The sequence below is a fragment of the Pseudoalteromonas sp. US3C1013 genome (assembly GCF_048401115.1).
Taxonomy (GTDB): domain Bacteria; phylum Pseudomonadota; class Gammaproteobacteria; order Enterobacterales; family Alteromonadaceae; genus Pseudoalteromonas; species Pseudoalteromonas undina.
The window spans coordinates 2,546,307-2,572,678 of sequence record NZ_CP183075.1; the positions used below are offsets into that span (position 1 = coordinate 2,546,307).

The following is a 26,372-nucleotide window of genomic DNA, read 5'->3' on the forward strand; positions in this document are numbered from 1 at the left end:
CAAATGTTAGGGGTCGAGATTAATCATTATTAAGCAACCGCTTGCTCTAAAATTTCACGGCTTTCTTTTAACGTAATAGCTTGGTTTTCACCAAGGGCAACCATGCCATGCGCTTCAAGCTTGCCAATAATATTATCAATGGCAGCCGCTTTGTCATCACCATGCTCAGTAAGCTCAGTGGCTACATCAAGACTGTGGTAAAACGCTTCAATTGCTTGAATTGTTTGCTCTGCTAAATCATCTGTTTGTGCAAGACCAAATACGTTTTTACCCATTTGTTCTAGTTTTGCTTTTTTAACTGTAAATTGGTTGCGCAGTAAAGAAGGCTGAACAATAGCCAGTGAACGTGCATGATCAACTCCGTAAGCAGCTGTAAGCTCATGGCCAATCATGTGGGTTGCCCAATCTTGCGATACGCCAGAACCAATTAAGCCGTTAAGTGCTTGGTTTGCAGCCCACATAAGGTTTGCACGCCATGCATCGTCTTGGTTTTCAAAGTTATCACCCAATGTTTTAAGCGCTTTTAACAGTGCCTCTGCATAACCTTCTTGAACAAGTGCACCTTCTGGGAATGTTAGGTACTGCTCACAGGTATGTACCCATGCATCTACTAAACCATTTACAAGCTGGCGCTGCGGTAATGTTTTCATTACATCAGGGTCCATAATGGCAAATTTTGGTAATACTTCTGGAGATGCAAACGGTAGTTTTTGCTTCGTTGCTTCTTTGCTTACCACCGAGTTTTGGTTAGATTCAGAACCTGTAGCTGGTAGCGTTAATACGGCACCAATAGGTAATGCGCTGGTAATTGTGTGCTTACCTGTAGGGATATCCCAACCTTCGCCATCATATACAGCAGATGCTGCAATGTATTTAACGCCGTCTATTACAGAGCCGCCGCCTACACCTAATACGAAATCGATGTCTTGTTCTTTACAAATTTTTACTGCTTGGTCTAACACTTCAATTGTTGGGTTAGCACCCACGCCCGAAAACTCTACCCAATCAAAACCTTCAAGTGCTGCTGCAACTTCATCGTATACGCCGTTCTTTTTAATAGAGCCGCCACCGTACACAACTAATACTTTTTGATCTTTTGCGATCAAATCAGTAAGTGCGGCAATTTGTTGCTGACCAAATTGAATTAAAGTGGGATTTACGTAGCTAAATTTCATTATTTTGCTCCTAAAGGGGACGGTTAATTACTAAGCACCTTATCAATTCTTAAATAAATAAAGTGTTGATGGATGCATAATAGTGGCATAGCACATATATAAAAAGCCTAATAGCTACCAAAAGCTTGCCTAAAACTATCAGCGTTGTTATTTTACGCCAAATACCGTTAATTTAAGCCGCTCTTATGACAACCATCGCCACTTTGTTACAACAATACGCAGAGCATAATAAGTTGCTCAACTTTGAAGGTACCATGGAAACAATTATTCCAGGGGTGTACTTTCATCGCGCCACCAAAAGCTCAGCGCGTCAGCCGCTTATTTATAATTCAGGTATTATTATTGTTGGCCAAGGACATAAAATTATTCACTTCCCTGAGCATCAAATACAGTATGGTGCAGGCGATTATTTAGTACTGGGAGTGCCCGTACCACTAGAATGTGAAGCGTTTACTGATAACGATTTACCAGTAATGGGTATAGCAATTGATATAAACCCAGCCATGCTGCACAAACTGGTTAACCAAATGATGCAACATAAGCCTATTTTAACTCCTTTAACACAAAGCGGAGCCGTACAAAGCGCCACTTTAGATTTAGCTATGGAGCAAGTTACCCATCGACTGTTAACAGTGTTAAACGATCCGCTTGAGGCTGAGGTATTTGGTGACGATATAGTTAAAGAATTAGTATATAGGGTGCTGTGTGGCCCTCAAGGCAACACTTTAATTGGACTTGCAATGCACGATGGCCATTACGCACGCATAGCGCGTACCTTATCAACATTACATAGTGATTATGCAAGCCCTATTACCGTAGAGCACTTAGCTGAAGAAGTGAACATGAGTGTGTCATCTTTTCATCGTGCCTTTAAACAAGTTACGTTTGAATCCCCTTTGCAGTATTTAAAAAAAGTGCGTTTAGCTAAAGCAAAAGAATTAATAACCACCTCTGGCAGTAAAGCAAATGAGGCCGCATTTAAAGTAGGTTACACCAGTGCGTCACAATTTAGCCGTGAGTTTAAACGCCATTTCAACAAAGCCCCCAGTGAAATACATGTGTGATTAAAACTAACTTACTTTTGCGCAAGTCATTATTTAAATACTTTATCATTAGACTTTGTTAATATGACTTAAAAGTATTCGTCTACTTAGTAATGATATATTGTACGATAAAGACAAGGAGTTTTTAGCATGTTAGGCGCTCAGGTGGTTAGGTTTAGCATTTTTATATGCGCTTTTGCTATGCTATTTAGTAGCGTTACTTATGCGCAAGAACGTTGTCAGCTCAGCTCAAGAGCAACCAATACTTCGGTGTCTTTATCCAAAGAAGTTGCCTCAAATATTAAACTTAAAAATGGTATTAATCATCTTGAATTAAGCTGTAACTTAAAGCAAGGCGGGGTATTTTCATTTACTCGCCCTGCACTTAAAGACTTTTCGTGGCAGCAAAATTCAGCATATAAAACACCTTTAAAAACCAATCAGATGGCAATTTTAATGGACCCAGGCGTTTTTACTGCACAGCTTATGATTACCACTTCTGCGGCTTATACCCCACGCTTTACTTGGTCAGATACACAGCCTTTTGTCGAAAAAATTCAACGCTACAACCTTATTTTTGGCATTTTTTATGGTCTTTGCGCCACGCTTATTTTTTATGCACTAATTATAGGTCACGGCATAAAAGACCCTCTTTTTAAACTGTATGGCATTTATATTTTTTGCATCGCTAGCTTTATATTCTTTCAAGAAGGACAGCCTTATTTATTTACACAACAGCACTACTCTGCGTACGTTAGCCATTTTTATACGTTAAGTATCGGTTTAACTATAGTGAGTGCTACATGGTTTATGAGCGCTATATTGGAGCTACCTAAGTACTTTCCTAAGATAAGTAATACACTAAAAGTAGCCGCCTTATGCGTACTGACTTTATGCTTACAAAAAATAGCGCTCGATCTACCACTTATAACCAATATTACCTCTGCAGTAACAGGCTATTTATCATTATTTATTGTCATCACTATTTTTATCCTCAGCGCCATACAAACAAAGTACGGTGTTAATGAAGCAAGCTTGGTATTTATAGCACTGGCAAGTGTGTGTATTAGTATGATTTTTAGGGTACTACTAACCGATTACAGCCCGTTCATTCAACGCTATGGATTTGTTATTGCGTTTACAATTGAATCTTTATTACTTGCTATTGCAGTCGGTAGACGAATTCAAAGATTGAGTTATGCAAAAAAACAGGCTGAACGACACGCTAACTTTGATCATTTGTGCCATATATACAATCGTCGCGGATGGAGCTTAAAAGCAAACGACTTACTAGCAGAGCATAAGCAACGAGGAGGCGTTTTGTGCTTTTTATACATAGATTTAGACCGTTTTAAAGCAATTAATGATACTTATGGTCATGATGTGGGCGACAAAGTACTGTGCAAAGTTGCAGAGTCTCTTAGTCAACATATGCGCAGTGAAGATGCCGTTGGTCGCTTAGGGGGCGATGAATTTGTGGCCATGGCATTGTTTAATAGCAACGAAAAAATTAACCAGCGAGTTAACACCTTAGAACAAAAATTAAACCAGTTAACTATAGAGCATCAGGGCCATACCATTTCTATTTACGCCAGTGTTGGGCAAACTAGCTATACTCAGCCACCCGATAACTTAGACACAGTTTTAAAAGCAGGTGATGAAGCAATGTATAAACAGAAATTGCAAAGAAAAGCAAAGCAAGCTGAAAAAATAGTAGTAGCCGCCGTTTAAAAGCATAAAAAAACGTGAGCTAGCCAGTAAGGCTAGCTCTGCTATAGCCTTAGCTTAACCCTTTTTAAATAGAACCTCAGGATTAACCATAGTTTTCATTTCGAGCACGTTACCGTTAGGATCTTCAATAAAAAACGTTTCTTGTTCAAACTCATCACCAACAAAACGACGGTAAGGTTTATCTAAATATTCAAGACCGGCATCAGCAATACGTTGCTTTAATCCTTGAAACTCACTTTCTGATAAATGAATACCAAAGTGTGGAACAGCCACTGCACCCATATCAACATCATGACGTACCGTAGGTAAACGCTCAACACTTTGATGTAGAGTTAATTCGTTACCCCAAAAATCAATGTCTACCCATCGTCCCGCTTCACTATTGCCGGTTTTACAGCCGAGTACGTCACAGTAAAACGTTTTCGCTTTTTCAAGATCGCCAGCGGGGATAGCCAGATGTAAACAGTTAGACATAAATTACCTTAGGTTATAACTTTTAATATATGAAATATGCTGCATTATACATAATTTGCAATTTATAGAACATTAACAGTGTTATTTTTAGTCATTCATTGCATATCGCTAATTTTCAACAGTAATAATTCACCTTTTAGCTGTGGTTTATCGATTTTAGTCTTAAATATCAGTTTTTAACTATTAAAGCTAAAACTGATACATTATGATGTGCGCGCCATGACTAAATTCATACTTTTAAAATTCATCACCTTTTTTATCGGCTGCTTGTCGTGTTTTTTAATGCATACCACATTCGCATTGCCTATTGTTGTATCTGCCGGTTTAACGGGGCTTATCGGTTCATTTATTCCATTCCCTGAAGATTACAAAAACCATCCCTATTCAGCTATTTATGCAGGCAGTTTTGCCGGTATGTGCTCCACTAGTTTAATTAATGAATACTGGGAAATTGCGATTATTTCTGCCATTGGTGCTGTTTTATACACACTCACCATTAATGTATTTGCGGGGTTTGGCGGACGATTAGGTAGCATTGCATTTGCTAGCGTCGCCTTATTTGTTTTGGCCAAGGAGTTAGTAATATGATGCTTATTTATCCGCTACTTGCTTTGCTAGGGGCGTTTTTAACCTTTTACTTGGCTAAACATAATCGCTTTGATGGGATCCGAGCCTCTGCAGCTCTATCGATTATTGCCTATTTGATTTTTGCGCAGCTGAGCCTTAACGCTGAGCTATATAGCATCGTCTTTTTTGGCGGCACATTTATTGGAATGAGTGCTCCCCACCGTTTTGGTGTGTATACGCTTGCCAGTTCAGCAATTATATTTTCACTGTTTTTTGCCTATCTAGTGCCTATTCTTGATGGTTTTGGTGGCGCTTTGGGAATTAGTGCATTTCTATCTGTGTGTATTTGCCATGTATTTATTTTACTTGGCGCACCACGCAGTAAAAAAACTAAAATTTAAACGTTTTCTTGAATAAAAATTCAATAAAATCTTACACCTATTAAATTGTATAAAAATAACCCATGTTTTTTTGATCAACACTGTTAATAGCTTCGTAGTATTCACAAAGCTGTAACACTGTAACATTCGATTAAAGGAACAATTATGAATAAAGTATTTAAGCTCGGTGCTATCATACTTCCCTTGTTACTGATTCAAGGCTGTAGTAGTGATGACGATAACAACGCTCCAGTAACTGTAGACCCACAACCTGCCGTCTCAGTCTTTGACGCCGCACAGGACTCTGAAGAGTTCACCACTCTTGTTGCAGCACTAGAAGCAACCGGTCTAGATGAAACTCTCGATGATTTAACTACCAGCTATACTGTATTTGCCCCTACCGATGATGCATTCGCATTATTAGGCGAAGAGACCATTAATAGCTTATTAGCTGATACAGACACCCTAAGTTCTATTTTAACTTATCATGTGATCGCTGGCAGAGTAGACGCGCAAACAGCTATTGGCTTAGCGGGTAGCACTGTTGAGACTGTTAACGGGCAAAACATTGCTTTATCTTTAAATGGTGAGAATTTATTAGTAAATACCAGCACAGTAACAATGACCGACATTGTGACCGACAACGGAATCATTCATGTTATTGACGCGGTGCTCACGCCAAAAACAGTGCCAGAAACAGCACCAACTAATAATATTATTGAAACAGCTCAACAAGCTGGCAATTTTAGTACATTACTTGCAGCTCTTGATGCTGCATCCCTTACTTCAGCACTTGCCGATGAATCATCAGAATTTACCGTATTTGCCCCTACGGATGCTGCATTCGAGGCAATTGGTAGCAACTTTTTAAACACGTTACTGGCTAATCCCACCGTTTTAGCCGATATTTTGAAGCAGCATGTGCTTGTAGGATCAGTTGATTCTGTTACTGCAATGTCTCTTAACGGTCAATCAGCAGAAACGCTACTTGGCAATACCCTTCCAGTGGCGATAAACGCAGAAACAAACATGCTATCGTTTGGCGGAGCCAATATTGTAGTAAAAGATATTATGACCACTAATGGTGTCATTCATGTAATTGATTCGGTTATTATTTCTGATGTTACTTTACCTCAAAGTACTAACACAATTGCTGACATAGCGAGCGCTGATGGTAACTTTACGACTCTTCTCGCGGCTCTAACAGCAACAGGCTTAGATACACTAGTTGCCGACCCAGATAATACTTTTAGTGTATTTGCTCCTACAGACGCTGCATTTGCTGCACTCGGTCAGGATACAATTAATGCGCTACTGGCTGATACTGATACGCTTCGTGATATTTTGCTGTACCATGTTTTTCCTGACGCAACAGTTTTATCAGATGACGCAGTAAGTATTGCCAATAGTAACAGCAACAAGATAGAAATGGCCAATGGCGACATGGCAGCTATTTCTTATGTAGACAGCTCACTATTTATCAATGATTCGGCAATCACAGAGGCAAATGTAACCGCCAGTAACGGCGTGATTCATGTATTAAATAAAGTGATTATGCCACCGGCAGAAGTTGGGACTCCGACTAAAACAATTGCTACTGTGGCTACTGAAACACCCGCATTATCTACTTTGGTCACTGCACTACAAGCAGCATCACTAGTAGATACCTTTAACGATACCACTCAATCATTTACGGTATTTGCACCAACAAATGCTGCATTTAGCAAAATTCCTACGGCTGATTTAGAGGCTTTATTGGCTGACACGACAGCACTAACAGGTGTACTGACTCAACATGTTTTAGGCGCTCAAGTGGGCAGTACTGATGCATTTGCAGCCAATGGTAAAACGGTGACCACCCTTGCTGATAACATGCTAAGCATAAACATCGTAGACTTTACCAGCACAGAAAACACAGCAACAGACAGCATTGCTTACGATTCAACTAATAATCGTTTAGTAACGGGTATGGCCGACGCCATGCCAGGCAAAACAGTTTATGTATTTGATAATGATTTAGGCGAGGCAATGAGTACGTGTGAAGCAGCTTGTGCAACAACGTGGCCACCGGTTCTTGGTACTGCAGCATCAATTGAAAATGTGCCAGGTTTATCGTTAATTGCTCGCTCAGATGACAGCATGCAAGTCGCTTATCTTGGTCGTCCTTTATATACCTTCTCAGGTGATACGGCAGCAGGTCAGAATAATGGCCAAGCTGTGAACGATATTTGGTGGCAAGTAAGCTTACCGGCTACATCATTACAAGTAGCGGGTAGCAATGTAACAACTACTGATATTTATACAAGTAATGGGGTTGTTCACTTGATAGATACAGTGATCACAACGGCCAAATAAATTAAATTTTACTGTGAGATAAGCTAGGAGTGATGCTATTTACTCCTGGCTTTTTTATTCAAAAATAGGCTTACTTATTACTACTTTGAGAGCTTGTTGGATAACCAAATACAACTTTTAATTTAGCTTTTAACCCGTTTGCCCTGTAGGTACTTTTAACGAGATGCTGCCACTGATGAAAAGTAATTTTGATTGGGTTATTACTGTGTAGTTGGCCAATAATTCCGTATTTACAAGGCTTGTTTTCATCCTCTTCTACATATGTGCCAAATAACTTATCCCAAACAATTAGTACCCCTGCAAAGTTTTTATCTAAGTAGCCATTGTTAATAGCGTGATGAACCCGATGATGTGATGGAGTATTAAATACGCTTTCAAACCAACCCAGCTTTTTTACCACTTGGGTGTGAACAAAAAATTGATATGCCAAATTAAGGGCAACCACAGCAAAAACAATCACAGGCTCAAAACCAAGTAATATCATAGGCATCCAAAACAGCCACATACCTGCAAGTGGATACATTAAACTTTGTCTAAACGCAGTAGTAAAATTCATTTTTGTAGAGCTATGATGTACGACATGAGCGGCCCATAACCAATGTATATGGTGTGATGCACGATGAAACCAATAATATAAAAAGTCTTGCAATACAAAGGCACCTAATACAGTTAGTACTGTCAATTCAATATCAAATAACCGAAACTGATACAGCCAGTAAAAAAACGGCATTAGTACAATTAACGCAATAGCATCAGCACCTTGGTGTAATAAAGCCAGTAACGCATTGGCAAAGCTGTCTTTTATATCGTAGTAACGCCTAAATTTAATAAACTCAATAGCAACAAACAGTAAAAAAATAGGGCTCAGTGCAAGTAAAATAATTTCAATGCTCATACAACACGCTCCTGAAAGTAACGGGATATTTTTTTAAGTGCTTGACTAATATCTTTTTTTATAAAAAAAGCCAGTATAAAATCGGGTAGCCATAAAGGTGCAACGCAGCGAATATGGTAATTAACCTCAGTGAGCGATGGTTCTTTGTTATTAGCATTTAAGTAAATATCACCACGATGCTGTGCAACGGGCTTGCTGCCTATAATACAGTAACTAATATGACTGTTATCTGCAGCTATTATTTGCTCTTTAAAGGTAGTGCCTTGCATTTTAATTTCTCTAATCGTGCCTTTCCCGCCAGTTATTTCACCCGGCTCTTGTGGTGTTAGTAGTGTAAAGTGGGCATTAAAAAACCGTCCTAAATCGGCATGTGCTAGTAATACGCTGCGTATTTGCTCAGGCGTTGCTGCCACAGTACGCTTAACCTTTATTTTTACCATGACCTTCACCCTATTATTTTTATAGATCACTAGCATATAAAAATATGCCGTGGCAAACTTGCGATTAGATGACTATTTTTTAGCTTTAGGCGACAAATGAAAACCTTAGCCGATCATTACTTTTGTAGCTGTTTGGATTATCTTGAAGCCAAGGGCTTAGATAGCCAAGTGGCTTTAAGCGCTATTGATTTTAACGAGTATACCAATAAACAGTCACAACAATTGGCGCCGCGTATCAGCTTAAAAAGCTACAATGCGTTGCTTGGCTATGCACAACAGGCGTTAAACGATCCCTTATTTGGCTTTGAATTAGGAAAACAAATACGCACCGCTGATTTTGGTGTATTGGGGTATTTAATTGAATCGAGTACTAATTTAGCCAGTGCTATTACTGCACTACTTAATTACGACAGCCTTGTGGCTAATATTGGTCGCGCCAAGTTTGAGCAACAAAAAACACGGTGTAAAGTAACTTGGGTAGCCGATCCACAATGTAGTTCACAGGCTGTTTTACGAAATATGACCGCATGGGTCAGTGTGGTACGCCAACTACTTAATCCTGAGCTTTCACCTAGCTGTGTGTATTTTTCAACACACTTTTCAAACACCGAACAACACAGATTAACTAATTGGTTTAATTGCCCAGTAAAAGCTGGAGCTAGCTTTAATCAAATCGAGTTTCCAAGTAATTACTTAACCCTGCCCTTTAAAACCGATAATAGCCAAATCAACGCAATGCTTAAGCAAATGTCAGAGCAACAGCTATCCCAGTTTAAAAGTCAGCAGTTATTATCAGAAAAAATTAATCATATTTTAATGTCAAAACACGACTTACAAGATTGCTCTTTACTTAGGACAGCTGCGGCCTTAAATATGACGCCACGCACAGTACAGCGCCATCTAAAAAAAGAAAAAACCACGTTTGCCGCGTTGCTTGAAGCAGAGCAAAAACGACGTTTATTAACTTATATTCCCCACTATTCATTAAATAAAATCGCATTTATGCTGGGATTTAACGATCAAAGCTCTTTTAATCGTGCTTTTAAGCGCTGGTATCATTGTTCACCTCGCCAATTTATAAAAAACAATAATTAAACATTCCCTTTACTTAAAAAACACACTTACCATATACCTTTTTACTAATTTTATTTACACTAGACTCATGATATTGCTTTAAAGACAATTATTTATGCTTTTGCGTATGATGTTAACTGTTTTTGTTTTGGTTTTTTATAGTGCGTTCTGCAACGCCACCCCTGTTACCTTTATCGCTGAAGATTTACCGCCTTATCATTTTAAAAACCCTCAAGGTGAAACACAGGGCGCGTTAGTTGATATCGCTAAAGCAGTATTAAAAGGCACCGCTTTAACCGCAAAGTTTGAAATAATGCCGATGGCGCGCATGTTTCAACAGCAACGAGCCAATCCTAATGCCATTATGCTGTCACTGCTAAAAACACCAAACAGGCATCATCAATTTAAGTGGTTGGGTAAAGTTTACTTTGCAGACGCATACCTAGTTAGCTTACGCAGCCATAAAGATGAAGTGATTCATTTAAACTTCGCTAAAGAATACAAAGTAGCTACGATCCGCGGCTACTCTGCGCAGGCCTATTTAGAAGCCAAAGGTTTTACTGAAAATGAAAACCTAGTATTAGTCAGTTATTACCAGCAACTCTGGAAAATGCTATATAAAGATCGCATCGACTTTGTTGTTACTAATACGCTCACACTTGAAAACGAATTAAAACGTACTGGGCTCGACCCTAATTTAATTTCAAAACGCATCCATTTAGATGAGTTACCCTCTTCTTTGCATTTTGCAGCCAGTAATCAGCTTGACTCACACACAGCAAAAATTATTAGCGATAGGTTAAATGCCATCAAGGAAAGTGGTGAATATCAGCAAATTTTAAATAAATGGCAACTTCCTATGCCAAAAAACCTTTAATACTCAGCGGGCAAGGTATTCTGTGCTAGATAATTTTTTAATGAGATAAACAAAGGTGCGGGCAAGTCATTAATATCGCACCAACGCCACTGTAAACATTTGTGAGGCTCTTTATTTATAACCTCTCCACCTTCATAGTCTGCTTGCACATATAAGGTAATATAATGTTTGTTCTCTGCGCTAAAAATATCGTTGGTAAAATCGAGTTTACGAATATTAGTGACATTGAGCCCTGTCTCTTCTACTACTTCACGCACAGCGCATTGCTCAACCGTTTCGCCAAATTCTAAATGCCCTCCAGGGGTTGCCCACGTATTTGCGCCATGTGCGCCTATCCGTTCACCGAGTAAAATTTTATTATCATGCATTACTATTACTGCAACGCCTACTCTGACCATTTGATTCATTCTTATATCCATTTACTCTTCATTAATTACTGAAACATTTTACATTAGTTGGAACTTTTTAGTTCTATACAATCATTACGTTGGCCAAAAACTAAAAGCATCGCTTACTATTTAACCGACCATAGTCGAATATCACTGCTGATAAAAAGCGCTTAGTTTAGTTAGATTAAATTTGACTCAGGAGCCTTTATGTCAGGTGAATATAAACAACATTACAACGAATTTAAACAAGACCCGGCAGCGTTTTGGTTATCGCAAAGTAAACGCTTTCCTTGGTACAAGGCTCCAGAAACAGCATACACACAAGATCAAGAAGGACTGCACCATTGGTATGCAGACGGCCAACTTAACAGCTGTTTTTTAGCCGTAGATCAGCATGTCATCGCTGGGCATGGTAATGAAACAGCGTTAATTTATGACTCACCGGTTACCAATAGCAAACGCAGTTATAGCTATTTACAACTACAGCAAGAGGTCGCTAAATTTGCAGGGGTAATGCAGTCTTTAGGAGTGACTAAAGGCGACCGCGTAGTGATTTATATGCCCATGATCCCCGAAGCCGTAATTGGTATGTTAGCCTGTGCCCGAATTGGCGCTATTCATTCTGTTGTATTTGGCGGTTTTGCAGCGCATGAATTAGCGGTACGGATTGATGACGCCAAGCCCAAATTGGTGCTCAGTGCCTCCTGCGGTGTAGAAGTTAATACTGTAATTGAGTACAAAGAATTACTCGATAACGCGGTTGAAGCTGCTAGCTATAAAGTTGAACACTGTATTATTTATCAGCGTGAGCAAGCCACCGCACCGCTTATGCCCGAACGTGATATTGACTGGGCTGTTGCAATGCAAACAGCCACACCGGTTGATCCCGTTGCGGTCAGTGGCGATCATCCACTTTATATTTTATACACCTCTGGCACAACAGGGACACCTAAAGGTGTCGTGCGTGAAAATGGCGGCCATGCGGTTGCTATGCATTACAGTATGGAAACCGTATACGGCATGAAACCCGGTGACGTATTTTGGGCCGCCTCTGATATTGGCTGGGTAGTGGGTCATTCGTATATTGTGTATGCGCCACTTATGTATCGATGCGCAACTATTTTATTTGAAGGAAAACCGGTTAGAACCCCCGATGCCAGTGCTTTTTGGCGCGTAGTAGAAGAATACAAAGTGAATGCCCTATTTAGTGCCCCCACTGCGTTTCGCGCGATTAAAAAAGAGGACCCCAATGCCGATGGCTTTAAACAATACGATACTTCTAGTCTCAAACGATTATTTTTAGCCGGAGAGCGTTTAGACCCACCTACCTACGATTGGCTCAAAGAAAAAACAGGTTTACCGGTGCTTGATCATTGGTGGCAAACAGAAACGGGCTGGGCAATTGCGTGTAACCCTGTTGGCATTGAACACCTGCCAACAAAAGCAGGAAGCTCAACAGTTGCAACACCTGGATTTGATGTACGAATTTTAGATATGAATGGGGATGAATGTGCTCCGAATGAACAAGGCGCGGTTGTTATAAAGCGACCTTTACCACCGGGATGCTTACCGACAATTTGGCAAAATACGGCTCGTTTTAAGGCAGGTTATTTGGCTGAATATGAGGGCTACTATTTATCTGGTGATGGCGGTTATATTGATGACGATGGCTACCTCTTTATTATGGGTCGCACCGATGATGTGATTAATGTTGCAGGGCATCGTTTATCCACCGGTGAAATGGAAGAAATTGTTGCCGCGCACCCAGCTGTGGCTGAGTGTGCAGTATTTGGCATTAGTGATGCGTTAAAAGGGCAAAACCCAATGGCGATGGTGGTGCTAAAAAATGATTTTCATGGCTCACATAAAGAGGTAGAACAGCAATTGGTGCAAACCGTGCGTAATCAAATTGGTGCTATTGCGTGCCTTAAAAATATTATGTGTGTAGAGCGATTACCAAAAACCCGTTCTGGCAAAATTTTACGTAAAAACCTGCGGCAGTTAATTGATGGTGAAGAACTGCAAATTCCATCAACCATAGATGATCCAAGTATTTTTGAAGAACTCAGCCAGCAACTCGAGCATGGTAAACTGTAACTACATAATGTAAAAAGTCTTAAATAGACTTTTTACATTGCAGCTGCTTAACTAATAATCAGTAATTAATAATAGCGTCCTTATGGAGTATTAATGACAGGAACACGCGCACAGCTGCGAGATTTTTTACTGCAATGGTTTGGCGATTATTTTCCGGGAAGCCCATTTTTATGGTACGACCTGATTGTATTGGCTTGGATTGCGATATTTGCATTAATATTACACCTCATTTTAAGGCTGGTTTCTCAGCGTTTAGTTAAAAACCGCTTTAGCGAACAAGCTGCGCAACCCGATAGCAAAAGTCCTTTATATTCAGCAAAAAAGCTCGCTCGTAATATCTCATTTGTTTTACAAGGAGCGGTCGTTGTTATTCAGGCGCAACTGTGGGTACCCGAAGGCACCACTTTTTTGTATTTGATTCAAATGATCACCGATCAATGGATCATTTTATTTGCCTTACTTTCGCTATTTTCTTTACTGGATATATTTCAAGCAATTTCCGATAAGCGCCCCTTGAGCGCTCACTTTCCGCTGCGCGGTTTTTTGCAAACAATTAAGCTTATTGCCAGTGTATTAACTGCCATTTTAGCCGTTTCATTGTTAATGAATAAATCACCGTTAATTTTACTAAGCGGTTTAGGCGCTCTGTCTGCGGTATTATTACTGGTATTTAAAGACGCTATTTTAGGCCTAGTAGCGGGTATTCAGCTCTCTGCCAATAATATGCTAGCGGTAGGTGATTGGTTAGAAATGCCAAAATACGGTGCCGACGGTGATGTTATTGATATTGCGTTAACCACGGTAAAGGTAAGAAATTGGGATAAAACCATTACCACTATTCCTACTTATGCCTTGATCTCCGACTCATTTAAAAATTGGCGCGGTATGTCAGACTCTGGCGGACGCCGAATAAAACGCAGCATTCACCTTGAAATGAGTAGTGTGCACTTTTTAGACGAAGCCGCAGTTGTTGCCCTTAAAAAAGCCGATTTACTAAGTGAGTACCTTGAAAGTACGCTATTGGTTATTGAGGAGCAAAACATCACTAAAAAAGTAGATATGAGCTGCACTTTAAATGGCCGCAGGCTAACTAATGTGGGTACATTTCGTCACTATTTGGTCGCGCTATTAAAACAGCACCCACATATTCATCAAGGTATGACCTTAATGGTAAGGCAATTAGCGCCAACAACCCAAGGTCTACCCATTGAGATTTATGCATTCACCAATACCACTAATTGGGGTGAATATGAAAATATTCAGTCAGATATATTTGATCATATATTAGCGGTTTTACCCGCCTTTTCGTTACGTGCCCATGAAGCACCAACAGGAAGCGATATTCGCCAACTAATTAAATAACCTGAACTCTGGGTAATAGGTTTAATTAACTTACTATATTTACATTTGCTAAAATGTCATACATTTGGCTAAAAAGTGTCGATAAAAGCCGCCAAAATTAGTTTTAAAGTATTGTTTTTAAATAATTAACAAGCATTAAAGTAGTAATATTTTTCAATATGAATACAATAAGCCTTTATTTTTTAGACATCGGTCTTTGGAGCATAGGTTGTTAAAATTAGCAGGAGTTAAATCAACTTCTTTGAGCCTTTTAGGTCTATGTGGCTTATTTTTATTATTAGTTCAGTTTCAAGCTCAATGGCAAAGTAAGCTCTCTCTTATTAATAATCTTGTTTATCCATTACTGGTTATTACTGCTGTATTTGCTACTCAGTTTAATCGAAGTCGAGTTGCATTACTTTGCGCATTTTGGGTGCTTTATTTATCTTCATTAGACTACGCTTTACCTTGGTCTGACTGGCTCAAAGCGCAACCTGACTGGACCTTATTATGCGCTACAAGTTTATTAATGCTATTAGCAGTTATAAAAGATAGAGCGCTCTTATCAATACACACAGTAACTCGCAGTTTACTCGTTATTGTCTGTGGCGGTGCTGCATTTGCTTGGTTAGCACTGAGCCAACACTTGCAAGAACTAACAATACAATCTTCTTTTTATACTCAGCGGCTTCCTTATTTACACATTGTTTTACCGCTTTCAATAATTGGCGGCTTGCTTATTTGGCAAAGCTTGAGAGCCCATAACCTGACTCAAACCGCCTTATTAATTACTTTTATTGTGTGGTGCCTTAATCAGCAACACATTATTGATTTTCCTTGGTCTGTAATAGCCGTGCTTATGGCTTCTTTGTATTTATTGGCAGTAAGTACAGACTCTTATTATTTAGCCTATAGAGACGATTTAACCAGCTTACCAACGCGGCGAGCACTTAATCAGCTTGCTTTATCATTAGGGCGAAAATACACCGTTGCTATGCTCGACATTGACCACTTTAAAAAATTCAACGATACCTATGGCCACGATATTGGCGACCAAGTGTTAAAGCTAGTGGCGGCTAAAATGGCTGGCATTAAAGGGGGTGGCAAGATTTACCGTTATGGTGGAGAAGAATTTACGGTGGTGTTCCCGCGTAAAACAGCCGAGCAGTCAATCCCTGAACTAGAAACACTGCGCGAAAATATTGCCACCTACGACATGGTGATCAGAAACCCAAAACGAACCGATAAGAAATCTCGTAAAGGTAAACAGCCAAGTGACAACAAAACGGTAAACGTGACGGTTTCTATAGGTGTAGCGCAAAGAGCGGCAAAACAAAGCTTTGATGAGGCATTAAAAAATGCCGATTTAGCCCTTTATAGAGCTAAAAAGAAAGGCAGAAATAACGTAAGCGAGTAGTACTTTTAACGTGGCACGCTAACTTAATAATGGCGTGCCCAAAAGCAGCTAATTTAACCTGTAGTTTATTGCTTTTCCAAAACCGCTTTTAAATTATTTAATGCTGATACAGAAAAACCACGGTCGTAAAAGTAAATAATTTTGCCACTCTCATCAAGCAGTATCACACGGCTGTTATTAGGATTTTCGTTGCCAGTAAATGCCTGAACTTTATCGCCATCTTCGTAAATTGTGATCACCCCACCCCACAACTCTTTTGGGATCCCCTTACGCATACCGCTATCAATTAAGGTACTAAACATACGAGGAAGCATACCCTGAATGGTTGGCAACTCATAGGCAGTCACATCAACTGCACTCATATCTAAACCAATAAGCCAACGATCAATATCAAACTGGCTATCTTGTTTATATCCAATTAATAACAACGTATTTGGGTTATTAAAATCATCAGGAATGGTGAATGACTGTTGCTCTAAGCTTTCTCCGCTAACGGTGGGAAATTGCTTACCCAGTAATGCTTGGTTTGGATATTGGGTTGAACACCCGCTAACCACTAAAACCATCACCAGCGCCATTATTGCCTTTAACATACCTTTACTCCCTATCTTTAAATAAAACTAAAGTGAACACGTTGACCAATTAATTCGTATCAGACTTACGCTTTAAACAAGGCTTACGATCTATAGTAAGTCCCATAATTTGAAGAAAATACAATCATATGGGCTGATTTTTTCAATAATGTGCTCATTCGTTATACTTTAATATTATTACTATATTCATTTTAATTCTATCCCATAGCGAAAGCGTATTTTGTTAACGTCTTACAAAGCGTTAAAGTGCCGCGCTAATTCACAGCTATAAAAGAGGGTACCATGTCGCTTGCTGTATTATTAATGTTGGCATTATTTGTCGGTTTGCTGTTCGCCATCTATCTTGTTTCGCAAAAAAGCAGCTCTTTATCTCGTACCGTTTTATTTGGTTTAGTGCTTGGTAGCGCCTTTGGTTTAGCCCTACAGTTTTTGTTTGCCCACTCCCCAGAAACCATTAAAGAAATACTCAGCTGGGTAAGCATAGTAGGTAAAGGCTATGTCGGGTTACTAAAAATGATCATTATGCCATTGGTATTGGTCTTTATGATTGCCGCTGTGGTTAAGCTTGAGAACCAAGGCTCACTGGGGAAAATATCCTTTATTAGTATCTCTGTTTTACTGTTTACCACCGCAATTGCAGCGCTAATTGGTATTGCTGTAACGTATGGATTTGACTTGAGTATTGAAGGGCTTGTTTCGGGTACTCGTGAAGCCGCAAGAATGGACACCCTACAAAGCAAAGCCGCGAATGTAGCCGACTTAAGTGTGCCGCAAATGCTACTGAGCTTTATCCCTGAAAACCCATTTGCGGATTTAAGTAATCAACGTTCAACCTCTATTATTGCCACGGTTATATTTGGTGTACTTGTTGGTATAGCTGCACGTAAAGTAATGCTTGAAAAAACAGAACTTGCTAGCCCAATTCGTAACGGTGTAAACGCCCTACAAGCTACTGTAATGAGCTTAGTTCGCATGGTAATTGCATTAACGCCTTATGGTGTTGCGGGCCTAATGGCAAGCGTTGTGGCAAACTCAAGCAGTAGCGATATTTTAAATTTACTCGCCTTTATTGTGGCTTCTTACGTGGCTATTTTACTAATGTTTGTTGTGCATGGTTTATTGCTTAGCTTAGTGGGCGTTAATCCAAAAAATTACTTTGAAAAAATTTGGCCTGTGCTTACCTTTGCTTTTAGCTCACGTAGCTCAGCGGCATCTATTCCTATGAATGTTGATGTGCAAATTAACCAGTTAAAAGTGCCACCTGCAATCGCTAATTTATCGGCTTCTTTTGGTGCCACTATAGGTCAAAACGGTTGTGCTGGTATTTACCCTGCTATGCTTGCGATGATGGTTGCGCCAAGTGTGGGGATTGACCCACTTACATTTGAGTTTATTTTACCGCTAATTGGTATTGTGGTTATTAGTTCGTTTGGTATTGCAGGTGTTGGCGGTGGTGCTACCTTCGCAGCGTTGGTTGTATTACCGACCATGGGACTACCTATAGAGGTAGTGGCTTTACTTATTTCTATTGAACCATTAATAGATATGGCGCGCACTGCACTCAACGTGTCGGGCTCCATGACCTCAGGTGTGATCACCAGTAAATTAATGAAAACTCAATAGCACTCACTTTAATCTAATAGCCCAGCCTACGCTGGGCTTTTTTATGTCTGCCCCTCTTTCAAAGCTCATTAGTGATTTGTTTATTTAATCATTTAACTTTAATGAATCACCTTTATAGATTGTATCAATCGCTTTATTTCACACACGGTTTTTAGCCTCCTTACTATACTATTCGCACTGCTTAGTGCATTCAGGCTCATTTAACAACAACTTGAATGAAGTTTTAGCCTACTGTTTTTAAATGAGTAGACCCTATTTTTTATACGCTTTGTATATAACGAAATTCGTTAACTTTAAGGAAGCTGACAATGAAAAACCGATCATTTACAAAAAAAGCGCTTGTTGGATTTATAAGTATGGCACTTATGTCTGGCTCTGCTTTTAGTCAAGAAAAACCACAAATGTCTAAGCCACAAGGTGCTGTAGGCATGGGTGAGGCAAAAATGGGTGCAACCAGAACCAACCAATTTTGGTGGCCAGATCAACTTAACCTATCTCCTCTTCGCGATCATGATCTACGTTCAAACCCTTACGGTAGTGACTTTAATTATGCAGAGGCATTTAACAGCCTAGATTTAGACACTGTAAAAAGTGATATCGACGCTCTGCTAACTCAATCTCAAGATTGGTGGCCGGCAGATTTTGGTAACTATGGTCCATTTTTTATTCGTATGACCTGGCACAGTGCAGGTACCTATCGTACGCTTGATGGCCGTGGTGGCGCTGGCGGTGGTCAACAACGTTTTGAACCGCTTAATAGCTGGCCAGATAACGTAAGCTTGGATAAAGCGCGCCGTTTACTTTGGCCAATTAAACAAAAATACGGTGAAGCCCTTTCATGGTCAGACTTAATCGTATTAGCCGGTAATGTTGCCTTAGAAAACATGGGATTTGAAACCTATGGTTTTGCTGGTGGTCGTACTGACGATTGGGAACCAGACATGGTTTACTGGGGTCCTGAAGTAGAAATGCTTGCCAGCGACCGTGAAGATGCCAGCGGCAAACTAGAACGCCCATTGGGTGCAACACACATGGGTTTAATTTATGTAAACCCAGAAGGGCCTAAAGGGGTTCCTGATCCTATTGGCTCAGCTAAAAATATTCGTGTTGCGTTTTCTCGCATGGCGATGAACGATGAAGAAACCCTAGCACTTATCGCCGGTGGTCACACCTTTGGTAAAATGCATGGTGCGCACAAACCTAAAGACTGTGTGGGTGCAGAGCCTGCTGCAGCAGGTATTGAAGAGCAAGGTTTAGGCTGGAAAAACAAATGTGGTAAAGGTCACTCTGAAGATACCGTATCTAGTGGTTTAGAAGGCGCATGGACACAAGCACCTACTCGCTGGTCATCATTATACTTAAGCAACCTACTTAACTTTGAGTGGAAACAAACTCGCAGTCCTGCTGGCGCTATTCAGTGGATCCCAACAGATGAATCATTACATAAGTCAGTACCTGATGCGCACGTTAAAGGGAAATTTAACCCACCGGTAATGACCACTGCCGATTTAGCATTAAAATTTGATCCTGAATATCGCAAAATTGCTGAACGCTTTTTAAATGACCCAAAAGAGTATCAACTTGCATTTGCTAAAGCATGGTACAAATTAACTCACCGAGATATGGGACCACCACGTAACTTTTTAGGTAAAGAAGTACCAAAAGAAGACTTAATTTGGCAAGACCCTATTTCAGCAAAGACTAAATCAAACATTGATGCTGGTGCAGTAAAAGAGCTTAAAACGGCTATTTTAGACTCAAACCTAAGTGTACCTGAGTTAGTACGTGTAGCATGGGCATCGGCTGCCAGTTACCGTGATTCAGATATGCGCGGCGGAGCCAATGGCGCACGTATTGCGCTAGCACCACAAAAAGATTGGGCAGTAAATAATCCAGCAGAAACCACAAAGGTACTTAAAGTATTAAAAGCGATTCAAGCTGACTTTAACGACAGCTTATTTAGCAAAAGCCATGTATCGCTTGCTGATTTAATTGTGCTTGGTGGTAATGCAGCGATTGAAAAAGCAGCCAAAGATGCAGGCTACTCAGTAGACGTGCCGTTTAATGCTGGCCGTGGCGATGCTACACAAGCACAAACTGACGTTAATGCATTTAGCTTATTAGAGTTGCCTGCCGATGGTTTTAGAAACTATTTTGATGCAGAGAAAAGCTATAAATCACCAACTGAAATGCTGATTGATAAAGCGGATCAGCTTGACCTAACAGTCCCTGAAATGACTGTATTAGTCGGTGGCTTACGCTCACTTGATGCAAACTATAAAGGCACTGACTACGGCGTATTTACCGACAAGCCAGGTACACTAAATAACGATTTCTTCGTTAACTTGTTAGATATGTCGACGGTATGGAAAAAATCGTCTGATGCTGGCATTTATCAAGGCTTTGATCGTCAATCAGGTGAGCAAAAGTACACCGCCACTTCGGTTGATCTGATTTTTGGTTCAAATTCAGAACTACGTGCAGTTGCTGAGGTGTATGCCTTTGATACATCAAAACAAAAGTTTGTAGAAGACTTTGTTAAAGCATGGACTAAAGTAATGAATTTAGACCGTTAATAACCATTAAGTAACACAACCACAGCGCTGCAATTAATTGCAGCGCTTTTTTATTGCTAAGCTACTTTAAAGCAAGTACTCGATCACGTAAGTCATCGGCACTCACATTTTCAGACGCAACCGGCTCACCAATCGCTACGCTTACCAACGACCATTTGGGTCTAGGTAGTCGCCATTTAGTTTTTCGACTAAACATACTGCCCCATAATCCATCTAAATGAACTGGGATAACAGGCACAGGCGTGCGCTGAATTATTTTTTCAATACCACGGCGAAACACATCAACTTTGCCATCACCGCTGAGCTTTCCTTCAGGAAAAATACCCACTAACTCACCACGTTCCAATGCTTGTGCAATGTCATCAAAAGCTTTATTAAACGCCTTGGGATTTGATTTTTGACTATCAATTGGGATAGCTTTGGCCATTTTAAACAACCAATTAAGTGCCGGTGAATAATAAATAGGTGCAAATACAACAAATCGAATTGGCCTAGGTGACGCCGCTAAAATAAACATCCAATCAACAAAGCTAACATGATTACTTACCACCACCGCAGCCCCTTCATCGGGAATATTGAGCTCGCCTTTAGTGCGCACGCGATACATACAAATCGCTAAAATATAGATAATAAAACGTAAGAAAAACTCCGGTACTTTGGTGTATATGTACAGCGATATTAGTAAATTAAGCCCTGCTAATAACAACAGTAATTGTGAAATATCCCAGTGTAATAGCGTTAAAGTAACAATACTTAAAACGGCGCTGCCAACCATAAACAATGCATTTAACACATTGTTAGCTGCAATTACTCGTGAACGGCTATCGGGGTGAGTACGCTGCTGAATGAGTGCATACAAAGGTACCGTATAAAACCCCGCGGCAATACCAATTCCTGCCATCCAAACAAAATGCCATAGCATATCGCCAGTATTAATTACTTGCTCAAGAGTAAGCTGCAACTCATTAACTAAACGATAAGATTCAATACCAGGTTCTTGACTTAATAAATATAAAAATAAGGTAATTAACAGTGCACCAAAAGGCACAATACCCAACTCAATACGTGATCGCGATAGCTTTTCACACAATAAAGATCCTAATGCAATACTCAACGAAAACACCACTAAAGCAGCCGTCACCACCAACTCATCGCCTCCCATAACATGTTTTACGTAGTTAGGGAGCGCCGTTAGTATCACCGCACCAATAAGCCAAAACCAGCTGATCCCTAATACTGACTTACCCACCGACTCGGTTTGTGCGTTAAGCGCATTAAAAACACTTTTGGTTGAAGTAATAGGGTTAATCGATACTTTTAAATTAGCATCATTGGCTGCACTTTTAGGAATAAATCGACTGCTTAAAAAGCCAATAACTGCAAGGCTTACTATTGCGATACTGATATAAATAGGGCCCGCTGATTGGGTTATATAATAGGTGCCAAATACCGTGCCCAATAAAATTGCTACAAAAGTACCCGACTCCACCAGTCCATTCGCTTTAGTTAATTCATTTGGGGCCACATGCTGCGGTAAAATAGAGTACTTAAGCGGTCCAAAAAAAGTGCTTTGTAAACCCATTAAAAATACAGTACCTAACATTAACCAAACCTGCTCGGTTAAAATCGATACTACGCCCACCAGCATAATAGGTATTTCGCAAAACTTTACGATGCTGATTAGTTTTGATTTTTCCAACTTTTCTGCAATTTGCCCTGCCATGCCTGAAAATAGAAAAAACGGTAAAATAAATAATCCTGCCGCCAAATTAGAATAAAAGGCACCATCAGCTACCGTAGCAGCCTGAAAAATTAAAATAAGTAGGATTGATTGCTTATATACATTGTCATTTAAAGCAGAGAAAAACTGCGTCACAAACAGAGGTAAAAACCGTTTGCTACCCAGTAAAGATCCTTGAAATTGTTGTTTATTTTCCTTCATTACGGTCTCTTAAAATTAGCTTCAGGGCTTAGATTACCACTGTGGAAAAGAAATACGAACCCACTTTTTAAGTACGTGCTCAAACATAGATTTAAATAAACAAAATAGCTAACCCAACAAAAATGACTAACAAATGAACAATGCGACTAAATCAATCGTATAAGTTGTTTATGAGTTGTAAATAAAACATCTATGTTCTAAACCTAAAAGGTGACTAAAAAAGGAGCATCTTTATGCCAACTACAAACACAATAGACAAAGACACTAAATTCGCACGTTGTTTAGAGTGCAACAAAGTAAATACATTTGCCGCTTTTCATTGGCTTTCGTTAGCGTTTAAAGATATGGCGCGCGCGCCCATGTTGAGTTTAATTTACGGTTTAATCTTCACGCTTATTCCGGTAGCGATTGTTTACTCTGTTGTACTTACCGACAGCCACTTAGCTATTTTACCTGCAACCGTTGCTTTTGCTTTAATCGGTCCGGTATTCGCCGTTGGCTTATACGATGTAGCCTGGGAACTTGAAAAAGGCCACAAACCTACATTAAGCCATTCATTAAAATCAATGTTTCGTAACCCTGTAGGTGAATGGGGTTTTGCGGTATTACTCATGGTAATTATGATTATTTGGATGCGCCTAGCTGCAATTGTGCATGCGTTATACCCAAACCATGTAAACCCCACCTTTGAAGAACTTTCTGCGTTTTTAACTATAGGCAGCATTATCGGTGGAATTTTGCTGGTCAGTGTGTTTTCAATTTCTGCATTTACGCCGCAAATTATGATGGAAAGACGCGTTGATATAATGACCGCAGTCGTTTCTTCAATCCACGCAGTTAAAGAAAACTTTGCAGCTATGGTAGTGTGGTCAATTTGTATATTTGTACTAGTAGCGTTGGGCTTTGCTGCAGGTGCCGCTGGATTTATTATTATTATGCCACTACTTAGTTACGCTAGTTGGCATGGATACATTGCTGTTATTAAAACAAAAACACCACGTGGTTATGAATAATATTTACCTGTAGTTTTATCACTTAATTAAATGCTTTTTGGCATTTAATTAAGTGTTGCCTCTTCTCCCTCAGTTTATAAAATCCGTAAAAACCTTGATCTGAATAAGGTGCAAAGCTTAAAAATAGCGCTAATATAAGCTGATACACCACAGATAATATAAAGGAATAAACATGAGTCAAAACGTTACAGACTTAATGACAGCGAACCCATTTTCAGTGAACGTAAAAAGCACTTTGCATGACGCACATAATTTAATGAAAGAAAAAAACGTTCGCCATATTCCTGTTATTGACGAAAACGGCGCATTTGTCGGTATGCTCACACAAAAAATAATGGTCGCCAAAGTCATGGGTATCATGGCAACGTTTGGTGCTAATGCATTACAACGCAAAGAAAAACTCACAAAAGTAGAAGATATTATGGTGAGTGATTTTATTAGTGTAACCCCAGAGCAGCCGCTATCAGATGTCGTTAAATTTTTTGTAGATAATCGCCACGGTTGCATGCCCGTTGTTAGCGAGCAAGGTCAGCTAGTAGGTATTTTAACGTCTTCTGATTTTGTACGTTTAGCTGCAGCACTGCTCTCGTAAATATTCTTCTTTAGTGAAAACTGTATTTAGCTTTGCCAAATGCAGTTTTTACTCACTTAACAGATATATAAAATTAACAGCATAGATAGCTAAGTCACTAACAGCCTGTTATGGTAAACACCCTGCTTTTAATGGTTATTACAAGGTAAGTTTTCATATGGCTAATCAATTAAATGTACTAGGAACTCGCTTACAACTTTGCTGTGGCAACGGTGGCTATACCCGTGAGGGATTTTGTTATGTACCAGATTCAGACTTTGGCAATCATAGTGTATGCGCCATTATGACCGACGAATTTTTGCAGTTTTCCAAGGCGCAAGGCAACGATTTAATTAGCCCAAATCCTTTGTATGATTTTGCTGGTTTAAAAACTGGCGATAAGTGGTGCTTATGTGCGACTCGTTGGTATCATGCCATTGCTGCGAACGTTGCTCCTCCTGTGGTACTTGAAGCGACAAACCAAAAAGCGCTCGACATTATTCCGCTTGAAGTATTAAAAGCACATCAGTATCCCGGTTAATGGTTTGAGCGCTCAGCTTGCAACATTAAAGTATTACAACCACCCTTTATGTTTAAAAAATAAATAAGGGGCGAAGCCCGACAGCAACATAATGCCAATTGCAAATGGATAACCCCATTCCCAATGTAACTCTGGCATTATATTAAAATTCATACCATACACACTAGCCACTACTGTAGGCGGTAAGAAAACCACTGAAGCAATAGAGAAAGTTTTGATAATTTGATTTTGTTCAATATTAATAAAGCCCTGCGTTGAATCCATCAAAAAGTTTATTTTATCAAACAAAAAGGTACAGTGTGACATTAAGGTTTCTATATCAAGTACGATTTCTCGAAGTGACTCGCGCTCATCATTTTGCGCGCCTAAACGACGTATTAAAAACGAAATATTGCGTCGAGTATCCATTAAACATAAACGCACTTTACCATTAGCATCTTCTAAACGAGCTATGCGACCAACCGCTTCTTCTAGGTCTGAGTTATCTTCTTCAAGTACATATGCGCTAAGCTTCTCTAATTGATGATGCATGTCTTCAAGCATATCAGCATGGTTTTCAACTTTTTGATCAAATAAAGTAATTAATAACTGTTTTGCCGTATCACATGCCACCTGACCTTTGCGCGCTCTTAAGCGCAATAGTCTAAAGTCAGCCAGTTCCTCATCACGAATAGTAAGTAAACAATTGTTTTGCAACAAACAAGCTACAGTCACAGTATTGAACCGTCCTTCGTTAGGTGACATAAACAATGCATGTACATGCAAACCTTCGCTATCGATAAAGCACCTTGACGACGTTTCAATCTCTTCTACATCGACCGAATCAGGAAAAGTTATATTGAGCGTTTTTGCAAGCGCATTTTGCTCCTGCGGTGTTGGATTAATAGTATCAATCCAATGTGCATTCCTTATGGATACTTCAACAGGAGTATCGGGCAACGGCTCTAACTCTTTGATCACTCCTTGCTCGATGGAAAAAAACCTCAGCATACACTTCTCCTTTAATAGATCTTTGGGTTGAGTATATGTAACAGATCATTAATCAACAATGATAATACCTTCATTAGAACAACTATAAAGAGCAAGCTATTTGCTAACAATTTTTAGCACTTCGATTTTGCAGAATTTACAAAAAAGTGCATATTTTTCATACCCTTTGAGCTAAACACTTCTTAAAACTTTATTAAATAAAAATTAAACTTTTAAATTTCAATTACTTAAATCAAATAATCTATCGGCATGCCCATTGCTTCTATTA

The 26,372-nt window shown here is 39.6% G+C and carries 23 protein-coding genes; 15 read left to right on the forward strand and 8 right to left on the reverse strand.

Going from position 1 to position 26,372, the window contains the following annotated elements; genetic code table 11:
* Positions 1–29: 29 nt before the first annotated feature.
* Positions 30–1,175: an iron-containing alcohol dehydrogenase gene (locus ACNSN2_RS11900; RefSeq protein WP_138570388.1), complete on the reverse strand. Its 1,146-nt coding sequence runs from the start codon at positions 1,173–1,175 to the stop codon at positions 30–32.
* Positions 1,176–1,360: 185 nt separating this feature from the next.
* On the opposite strand from ACNSN2_RS11900, the gene ACNSN2_RS11905 reads away from it, so the two are divergent.
* Positions 1,361–2,239 carry an AraC family transcriptional regulator gene (locus ACNSN2_RS11905; protein ID WP_418607480.1) on the forward strand — a complete coding sequence of 293 codons (879 nt, stop codon included), beginning with the start codon at positions 1,361–1,363 and terminating at the stop codon, positions 2,237–2,239.
* Positions 2,240–2,368: 129 nt separating this feature from the next.
* Positions 2,369–3,949 carry a diguanylate cyclase gene (locus ACNSN2_RS11910; RefSeq protein ID WP_010387591.1) on the forward strand — a complete coding sequence of 527 codons (1,581 nt, stop codon included), beginning with the start codon at positions 2,369–2,371 and terminating at the stop codon, positions 3,947–3,949.
* Between the two features lie 54 nt (positions 3,950–4,003).
* Here ACNSN2_RS11910 and ACNSN2_RS11915 read toward each other — a convergent pair whose 3' ends face one another.
* Positions 4,004–4,423 (reverse strand): VOC family protein, encoded by a 420-nt coding sequence (locus tag ACNSN2_RS11915; RefSeq protein ID WP_010387589.1) that lies wholly within the window; start codon positions 4,421–4,423, stop codon positions 4,004–4,006.
* Between the two features lie 219 nt (positions 4,424–4,642).
* Here ACNSN2_RS11915 and ACNSN2_RS11920 point away from each other — a divergent pair, with 219 nt between their 5' ends.
* From ACNSN2_RS11920 to ACNSN2_RS11930, 3 genes are all read left to right on the forward strand, one after another.
* Positions 4,643–5,011, forward strand: coding sequence for a hypothetical protein (locus tag ACNSN2_RS11920; protein ID WP_418607482.1), 369 nt, complete (start codon positions 4,643–4,645; stop codon positions 5,009–5,011).
* Positions 5,008–5,391: a hypothetical protein gene (locus tag ACNSN2_RS11925; protein WP_075169786.1), complete on the forward strand. Its 384-nt coding sequence runs from the start codon at positions 5,008–5,010 to the stop codon at positions 5,389–5,391. Before ACNSN2_RS11920 ends, ACNSN2_RS11925 begins: the two co-directional genes overlap by 4 nt.
* Before the next feature lie 144 nt (positions 5,392–5,535).
* Entirely contained in the window at positions 5,536–7,725 is a 2,190-nt protein-coding gene (locus ACNSN2_RS11930; RefSeq protein WP_418607484.1) for a fasciclin domain-containing protein, read from the forward strand.
* 70 nt (positions 7,726–7,795) lie between these two features.
* Here ACNSN2_RS11930 and ACNSN2_RS11935 read toward each other — a convergent pair whose 3' ends face one another.
* Together ACNSN2_RS11935 and ACNSN2_RS11940 are read right to left on the reverse strand one after the other, a co-directional pair.
* Positions 7,796–8,620: a sterol desaturase family protein gene (locus tag ACNSN2_RS11935; RefSeq protein ID WP_418607486.1), complete on the reverse strand. Its 825-nt coding sequence runs from the start codon at positions 8,618–8,620 to the stop codon at positions 7,796–7,798.
* Positions 8,617–9,060, reverse strand: a complete 444-nt coding sequence (locus ACNSN2_RS11940; RefSeq protein ID WP_418607488.1) for an SRPBCC family protein — start codon at positions 9,058–9,060, stop codon at positions 8,617–8,619. The genes ACNSN2_RS11935 and ACNSN2_RS11940 overlap by 4 nt, the downstream gene beginning before the upstream one ends.
* A gap of 96 nt (positions 9,061–9,156) precedes the next feature.
* Between ACNSN2_RS11940 and ACNSN2_RS11945 the strand changes: the two genes are divergently transcribed.
* Positions 9,157–10,155, forward strand: a complete 999-nt coding sequence (locus ACNSN2_RS11945) for an AraC family transcriptional regulator (protein ID WP_138570381.1) — start codon at positions 9,157–9,159, stop codon at positions 10,153–10,155.
* Positions 10,156–10,249: 94 nt separating this feature from the next.
* Entirely contained in the window at positions 10,250–11,011 is a 762-nt protein-coding gene (locus ACNSN2_RS11950) for a substrate-binding periplasmic protein (protein ID WP_109874165.1), read from the forward strand.
* Here ACNSN2_RS11950 and ACNSN2_RS11955 read toward each other — a convergent pair.
* Complete coding sequence (locus ACNSN2_RS11955; RefSeq protein WP_010387575.1) at positions 11,008–11,418, reverse strand: nucleotide triphosphate diphosphatase NUDT15; 411 nt, start codon at positions 11,416–11,418, stop codon at positions 11,008–11,010. The genes ACNSN2_RS11950 and ACNSN2_RS11955 overlap by 4 nt on opposite strands.
* Before the next feature lie 189 nt (positions 11,419–11,607).
* On the opposite strand from ACNSN2_RS11955, the gene ACNSN2_RS11960 reads away from it, so the two are divergent.
* The 3 genes from ACNSN2_RS11960 (at position 11,608) to ACNSN2_RS11970 (ending at position 16,255) form a co-directional block, all read left to right on the forward strand.
* Positions 11,608–13,497, forward strand: a complete 1,890-nt coding sequence (locus ACNSN2_RS11960) for an AMP-binding protein (protein ID WP_418607489.1) — start codon at positions 11,608–11,610, stop codon at positions 13,495–13,497.
* Between the two features lie 93 nt (positions 13,498–13,590).
* Entirely contained in the window at positions 13,591–14,859 is a 1,269-nt protein-coding gene (locus ACNSN2_RS11965) for a mechanosensitive ion channel family protein (protein ID WP_418607490.1), read from the forward strand.
* Between the two features lie 208 nt (positions 14,860–15,067).
* Positions 15,068–16,255, forward strand: a complete 1,188-nt coding sequence (locus ACNSN2_RS11970) for a diguanylate cyclase (protein ID WP_418607492.1) — start codon at positions 15,068–15,070, stop codon at positions 16,253–16,255.
* 65 nt (positions 16,256–16,320) lie between these two features.
* Here the strand turns inward: ACNSN2_RS11970 and ACNSN2_RS11975 are convergent, their stop codons facing one another.
* On the reverse strand, positions 16,321–16,848 hold the full coding sequence (locus tag ACNSN2_RS11975) for a hypothetical protein (protein ID WP_010387570.1): 528 nt from the start codon (positions 16,846–16,848) through the stop codon (positions 16,321–16,323).
* 282 nt (positions 16,849–17,130) lie between these two features.
* Between ACNSN2_RS11975 and ACNSN2_RS11980 the strand changes: the two genes are divergently transcribed.
* Entirely contained in the window at positions 17,131–18,471 is a 1,341-nt protein-coding gene (locus ACNSN2_RS11980; protein ID WP_010387567.1) for an L-cystine transporter, read from the forward strand.
* 308 nt (positions 18,472–18,779) lie between these two features.
* Complete coding sequence (gene katG / locus ACNSN2_RS11985) at positions 18,780–21,047, forward strand: catalase/peroxidase HPI (protein WP_418607495.1); 2,268 nt, start codon at positions 18,780–18,782, stop codon at positions 21,045–21,047.
* Positions 21,048–21,108: 61 nt separating this feature from the next.
* Here the strand turns inward: katG and ACNSN2_RS11990 are convergent, their stop codons facing one another.
* Entirely contained in the window at positions 21,109–22,989 is a 1,881-nt protein-coding gene (locus tag ACNSN2_RS11990) for an MFS transporter (protein WP_418607497.1), read from the reverse strand.
* Positions 22,990–23,222: 233 nt separating this feature from the next.
* Between ACNSN2_RS11990 and ACNSN2_RS11995 the strand changes: the two genes are divergently transcribed.
* The 3 genes from ACNSN2_RS11995 to ACNSN2_RS12005 all read left to right on the forward strand — a co-directional run bounded on the left by ACNSN2_RS11995 (position 23,223) and on the right by ACNSN2_RS12005 (position 25,114).
* Positions 23,223–24,002 (forward strand): DUF2189 domain-containing protein, encoded by a 780-nt coding sequence (locus ACNSN2_RS11995; RefSeq protein ID WP_008111401.1) that lies wholly within the window; start codon positions 23,223–23,225, stop codon positions 24,000–24,002.
* 172 nt (positions 24,003–24,174) lie between these two features.
* The gene (locus tag ACNSN2_RS12000) at positions 24,175–24,594 is read left to right on the forward strand and encodes an HPP family protein (RefSeq protein ID WP_418607499.1); all 420 of its coding nucleotides are present in this window, start codon (positions 24,175–24,177) and stop codon (positions 24,592–24,594) included.
* A 157-nt stretch (positions 24,595–24,751) separates the two neighbouring features.
* The gene (locus ACNSN2_RS12005; protein ID WP_418607501.1) at positions 24,752–25,114 is read left to right on the forward strand and encodes a DUF2237 family protein; all 363 of its coding nucleotides are present in this window, start codon (positions 24,752–24,754) and stop codon (positions 25,112–25,114) included.
* Positions 25,115–25,147: 33 nt separating this feature from the next.
* Here the strand turns inward: ACNSN2_RS12005 and corA are convergent, their stop codons facing one another.
* Positions 25,148–26,104, reverse strand: coding sequence for a magnesium/cobalt transporter CorA (gene corA, locus ACNSN2_RS12010; RefSeq protein ID WP_010387561.1), 957 nt, complete (start codon positions 26,102–26,104; stop codon positions 25,148–25,150).
* Positions 26,105–26,372 lie beyond the last annotated feature (268 nt).

Coding starts and splice junctions, on each gene's coding strand:
- ACNSN2_RS12005 (WP_418607501.1), top strand. CDS start 24,752: ATGGCTAATCAATTAAATGTACTAGGAACTCGCTTACAACTTTGCTGT.
- ACNSN2_RS11900 (WP_138570388.1), bottom strand. CDS start 1,175: ATGAAATTTAGCTACGTAAATCCCACTTTAATTCAATTTGGTCAGCAA.
- ACNSN2_RS11905 (WP_418607480.1), top strand. CDS start 1,361: ATGACAACCATCGCCACTTTGTTACAACAATACGCAGAGCATAATAAG.
- ACNSN2_RS11915 (WP_010387589.1), bottom strand. CDS start 4,423: ATGTCTAACTGTTTACATCTGGCTATCCCCGCTGGCGATCTTGAAAAA.
- ACNSN2_RS11910 (WP_010387591.1), top strand. CDS start 2,369: ATGTTAGGCGCTCAGGTGGTTAGGTTTAGCATTTTTATATGCGCTTTT.
- corA (WP_010387561.1), bottom strand. CDS start 26,104: ATGCTGAGGTTTTTTTCCATCGAGCAAGGAGTGATCAAAGAGTTAGAG.
- ACNSN2_RS11955 (WP_010387575.1), bottom strand. CDS start 11,418: ATGAATCAAATGGTCAGAGTAGGCGTTGCAGTAATAGTAATGCATGAT.
- ACNSN2_RS11920 (WP_418607482.1), top strand. CDS start 4,643: ATGACTAAATTCATACTTTTAAAATTCATCACCTTTTTTATCGGCTGC.
- ACNSN2_RS11935 (WP_418607486.1), bottom strand. CDS start 8,620: ATGAGCATTGAAATTATTTTACTTGCACTGAGCCCTATTTTTTTACTG.
- ACNSN2_RS12000 (WP_418607499.1), top strand. CDS start 24,175: ATGAGTCAAAACGTTACAGACTTAATGACAGCGAACCCATTTTCAGTG.
- ACNSN2_RS11965 (WP_418607490.1), top strand. CDS start 13,591: ATGACAGGAACACGCGCACAGCTGCGAGATTTTTTACTGCAATGGTTT.
- ACNSN2_RS11950 (WP_109874165.1), top strand. CDS start 10,250: ATGCTTTTGCGTATGATGTTAACTGTTTTTGTTTTGGTTTTTTATAGT.
- ACNSN2_RS11980 (WP_010387567.1), top strand. CDS start 17,131: ATGTCGCTTGCTGTATTATTAATGTTGGCATTATTTGTCGGTTTGCTG.
- ACNSN2_RS11960 (WP_418607489.1), top strand. CDS start 11,608: ATGTCAGGTGAATATAAACAACATTACAACGAATTTAAACAAGACCCG.
- ACNSN2_RS11940 (WP_418607488.1), bottom strand. CDS start 9,060: ATGGTAAAAATAAAGGTTAAGCGTACTGTGGCAGCAACGCCTGAGCAA.
- ACNSN2_RS11995 (WP_008111401.1), top strand. CDS start 23,223: ATGCCAACTACAAACACAATAGACAAAGACACTAAATTCGCACGTTGT.
- ACNSN2_RS11930 (WP_418607484.1), top strand. CDS start 5,536: ATGAATAAAGTATTTAAGCTCGGTGCTATCATACTTCCCTTGTTACTG.
- ACNSN2_RS11925 (WP_075169786.1), top strand. CDS start 5,008: ATGATGCTTATTTATCCGCTACTTGCTTTGCTAGGGGCGTTTTTAACC.
- ACNSN2_RS11945 (WP_138570381.1), top strand. CDS start 9,157: ATGAAAACCTTAGCCGATCATTACTTTTGTAGCTGTTTGGATTATCTT.
- katG (WP_418607495.1), top strand. CDS start 18,780: ATGAAAAACCGATCATTTACAAAAAAAGCGCTTGTTGGATTTATAAGT.
- ACNSN2_RS11975 (WP_010387570.1), bottom strand. CDS start 16,848: ATGTTAAAGGCAATAATGGCGCTGGTGATGGTTTTAGTGGTTAGCGGG.
- ACNSN2_RS11990 (WP_418607497.1), bottom strand. CDS start 22,989: ATGAAGGAAAATAAACAACAATTTCAAGGATCTTTACTGGGTAGCAAA.